Annotated in this window: 3 protein-coding genes; 2 read left to right on the forward strand and 1 reads right to left on the reverse strand. The window is 34.6% G+C overall.

Translation table 11 applies throughout. The features are described 5' to 3' along the window. Positions 1 to 163 precede the first annotated feature (163 nt). Complete coding sequence (locus tag A9G28_RS14160; protein ID WP_081301538.1) at positions 164 to 358, reverse strand: integrase core domain-containing protein; 195 nt, start codon at positions 356 to 358, stop codon at positions 164 to 166. A gap of 217 nt (positions 359 to 575) precedes the next feature. Here A9G28_RS14160 and A9G28_RS07725 point away from each other — a divergent pair, with 217 nt between their 5' ends. Next, positions 576 to 1,991 carry an OprD family outer membrane porin gene (locus tag A9G28_RS07725; protein ID WP_065566427.1) on the forward strand — a complete coding sequence of 472 codons (1,416 nt, stop codon included), beginning with the start codon at positions 576 to 578 and terminating at the stop codon, positions 1,989 to 1,991. Between the two features lie 10 nt (positions 1,992 to 2,001). After that, the coding region (locus A9G28_RS07730; protein ID WP_065580279.1) for a family 20 glycosylhydrolase at positions 2,002 to 4,550 on the forward strand (2,549 nt) is incomplete at its 3' end.

The raw sequence follows: 4,550 nt of genomic DNA on the forward strand, positions 1-4,550 counted from the left end.
AAAAGAGAAATTTTAGGAGTTTCTCTTTTTTTATTTCATCCTTTTTCTTTTCTACGTCTACGCCATTTATCACTTTTACCACCACTTTTTATAATCTAAAATTTATATCATTATTTGTCATTTTGTAAATACCCCAAACTTAGTACACAACTCACGTAGAAAATTAAGCTACCCATTTTAACGTTTTATATTCGAGCAGTGTCATGTTATTTAACGCCTGATGTGGTCTTTCGGCGTTATAAATGGTTAGCCATTCTTCGGTTACCTTTCTTGCTTGTTCTAGATTATTAAATAGATATAAATCGAGTACCTCAGTACGATAGTTACAATTTGTTAAAACGATGTGCGTTGTTTTTATTTTTTAGAATAAAAAAAGTTGTGATTTTTCTCTAAAAATTCACATTAAAAATGTATTTTTTGGTGATTTTGATCACGATTTTAGATTGTTTAATTTGCTAGATAAAATATGTTTATGCATTATAAAAACGCATATTCACAAACAAGTTATCAATTGAATGAGTTAGATCTTGATGAATTTAATTGTTAATTAAACAGAATAATTATAGGAATAACATATGAGTATCTATAATGCACAAATAATACCATGTCGATTTAATTTTTTAACTAAACTAATTTTATCCTTATCTGTTTTAACAAGTACAATTCCCGTTTATGCATCTAATGTTAATCAATTTATTGATGATTCTTCATTAACAGGTAATGTCTTTTTTTGGAATCGAGATCGAGAACGTAAAGATATTGATGAGCATAAGTACGAGAAAAATTTAAGACACACCTCATTTAACGCTAATTTAGATTTTAGATCAGGTTATATCGCAGATAAGTTTGCTATTGAACTTGGCGGTTATGGCGCATGGGAAGTGAGTAATGGTGGAAATGGGCATCCCAATGAAATAGGATTCAGTGGGGCTAATACTCGTTGGGACGAGAATTGGAAAAAAGATGTTAGTGGGCTGAGCTTTTATAAAGCACAGGCAAATTTTAAAATTGATGAGTTATTCTGGATAAAAACGGGTTATATTCAACCTTCTGGGCAAACTTTGCTGGCTCCTCATTGGAGCTTATTACCAGGTACTTATCGTGGATTTGAACTGGGTTCAACAATTGATTTTGATACTTCTGGCGTGTTATCCATGTCGTATATGTGGGCTGATAAATATAAAGCACCATGGTATAAAAAGCTTTATGAGTTTCGTCAGTGGGGAGCAGGTAAAAAAATTGACTTTTTGCATTCTGCGGGTTTGAAGTACGATTTTAAAAATGATTTAGTATTAGAAAGCGCATTTGGGCAGGCACAAAATTATATGAACCAATTTTTTGGCAAAGCCTCTTATAAAACAAATCTACTGGATAATCCTCTCACTCTTAGCTATCAATTTTATGGCGCCAAAGATCAATCACATAAAGGCAAAGATGTTTACGATGGTTTAGCTTGGTTACAAGCAGCAACATTGGGTTATCAAGTAGGGCCAGTTAATTTTCGACTTGAAGGTGTAACAGTTAAAGCGGAAGGCGAACAAGGCTTTTTTTTACAACGTATGACACCTGATTATGCCTCATCAAATGGCCGTTTAGATATATGGTGGAATTCTCGTTCAGACTTTAATGCTAATGGCGAAAAGGCCGTATTTGCCGAAGTCACTTACGATTTAAGTGATGTATCTAATTATTTCGCAGGTTGGAAAACGGGTGCTTCTTATGCTTATGGCTGGGATGCAAAGCCAAATTCTACAGCAAAAAATCAAAAACAACGCTTAATTGAATCTGCTTATAATTTTGATCTAAGTTATAGCATACAAAATGGTTTAGCAAAAGATACTTCATTCCAACTACACTATACCAAATATAATAATCACTCAAATAGTATACCAAGCTGGGGAGGAGGATACGGCAATATCTTCCAAGATGAGCGTGATATCAAGTTTATTGTGACTATTCCATTCACTGTATTTAATGCTAAACAAAAATAGGTAAAATTTTATGAAAAAGGTTAAAACAGCAATATTAGCCACTTCAATCGCCTCTTTGTTAAATGTTTGTGCCGTTCAAGCTGTTTCAGCTTCTCAACAAATTGTTGATGTGATGAGTTCACAACTCAATGTTCAATATGAGGTAATCGATAATCAAGCAGGGGCACATGGTGTAAATTGCTCGGCTTTAGGTGCCGATTGGGCTGCTTGTAACAAAATGATGATTTCACTAAAGAATAATGGCCCAGAAATTAAAGATAAAGATTGGGCTATTTATTTTAATAATATTCGCATGATTTTAGCAATAAACAATGATCAGTTTAAAATTACTCATATTACAGGCGATCTTCATAAAATTGAACCAACAGAAAAATTCACATCGATTCCTGCTAATTCCACGATTAATATTCCCATTATTGGCGAATATTGGGTTGTGAGTGAAAGCGATGCAATGCCTCGTTGGTATGTGACATCAAGTAATGCTAAACCCAAAATAATTGCTAATACAAATACAGATTCCGATGACTTATCGGCATTTGTAGCTCCAATTACACAGCAGTGGAAAAGGACCGCCGACGATCACAATACAATAATGAATCCAGTTAACCGTTTTCAATATAACTCGGATATTAAAACATTATCGGCTGAATCGCTACGTGGGCAAATTTTACCAACACCAACTAAAATCACATTAAATAAACAAGATATATCTATTGGTCAGCAAGGCGTTAATTTAATTCTTGATGGTTTAAATCAAGACAGTTTAGCTATTTTAAAGGCAGAATTTAACGCACTAAATATTCCTGTAACGGAAAATGGATACAAGATAAAAGCAATCATTGATCCTAAACAATTCAAGCAAGGTCAATTAGAAGCGTATCAATTAGATATTAAAAATGATGAAACGCTAATATCAGCTTATGACCAAAGAGGGATATTTTATGCTGTGCAATCTATTTTATCGTTGATTCCTGTAAATGATATCAAAACCATTCCATCACTTAATGCTTTTGATTCGCCACGTTTTGCCTATCGAGGCATTATGCTCGATATTGGTCGTAATTTTAAAACTAAAGAATCAATCATGCGCTTATTAGATCAAATGGCAAAATATAAAATGAATAAATTCCATTTTCATTTAAGTGATGATGAGGGCTGGCGTATTGAAATTCCTGGGTTACCCGAGTTAACTGAAATCGGCAGTAAACGTTGTCATGATCTTAATGAACAGCAATGTTTATTGCCACAACTCGGTTCCGGTCCTGAAAACAACACCATGGGATCTGGTTTTTTAAGCCGTCAAGATTATATTGATATTGTTAAATATGCTAAAGCTCGTTTTATCGAGGTTATACCAGAAATTGACATGCCAGCTCATGCACGGGCTGCCATTGTGTCTATGGAGGCACGTTATAAACGTTTAATGGCAGAAGGAAAAGAAGCACAAGCCAATGAGTTTCGACTAGTTGATCCAACCGATACGTCAAATACCACCACAGTACAATTTTATAACCGTTTAAGCTATTTAAATCCTTGTCTTGATTCATCGAAACGTTTCGTAAATAAAATTATTGATGAGATCGCAAAAATGCATGTTGAGGCCGATCAACCGCTTAGTACTTGGCATTTTGGTGGCGATGAAGCAAAAAATATTCGCTTAGGCGCTGGGTATCAAGATATAAAAGCCAAAGATAAAACGGATGCTAAAGGCACAATAGATCAAAGTCAAGAAGATTACCCGTGGGCTAAATCACAAGCTTGCCAAACAATGGTAAATAATGGCATTGTTAACGATATTGAACACCTTCCTAGTTATTTTGCTCAAGAAGTTAGCTCAATAATTAAAAATCATGGTATAAATCATATGCAAGCTTGGCAAGATGGCATGAAGCACGCGACTAATGCAAAATCGTTTGCAGTAGATAAAGTTACGGTCAATTTTTGGGATACATTATATTGGGGGGGCTTTGACTCTGTGAACGAGTGGGCAAATAAAGGCTATCAAGTCATAATATCTAACCCTGATTATGTTTATTTAGATATGCCTTATGAAGTCAACCCAAAAGAAAGTGGTTATTATTGGGCTACGCGTTTTAATGATGAAAGAAAGATGTTTAGCTTTGCGCCAAATAATTTACCACAAAATGCAGAAACATCTGTTGATCGCGATGGTAACCCATTTACAGCTAAAGGTACAATGAATTGGTCTGGTGCTTATGGGCTATCTGCTCAGATTTGGACTGAAGATATTCGTACCGATAAAAAAATGGAATATATGGCTTTTCCCCGTTTGTTAGCCGTAGCTGAACGAGCTTGGCATCAAGCTGATTGGGAAATTGACTACCAAAAAGATCGTGAATTTTCTCAAACAACCACGCATTATGTTAATCAACAAAAATTACTGAATGATTGGACTCGATTTGCAAATTTAGTTGGGCAACGTGAGTTGCAAAAACTTGATTTAGCCAATATCAATTATCGCTTGCCTATACCGGGTGCTAAAATTGAAAATAATAAATTAATAACAAATATTGTTTTTCCTGGCTTAACTATTGAATA

It is taken from the genome of Gilliamella sp. Fer1-1 (assembly GCF_001690825.1).
Lineage (GTDB): Bacteria > Pseudomonadota > Gammaproteobacteria > Enterobacterales > Orbaceae > Gilliamella > Gilliamella apicola_C.

Bases quoted from the DNA above. Each gene is read 5' to 3' on its own strand.
- A9G28_RS07725 (WP_065566427.1), top strand. From the start codon at position 576: ATGAGTATCTATAATGCACAAATAATACCATGTCGATTTAATTTTTTA.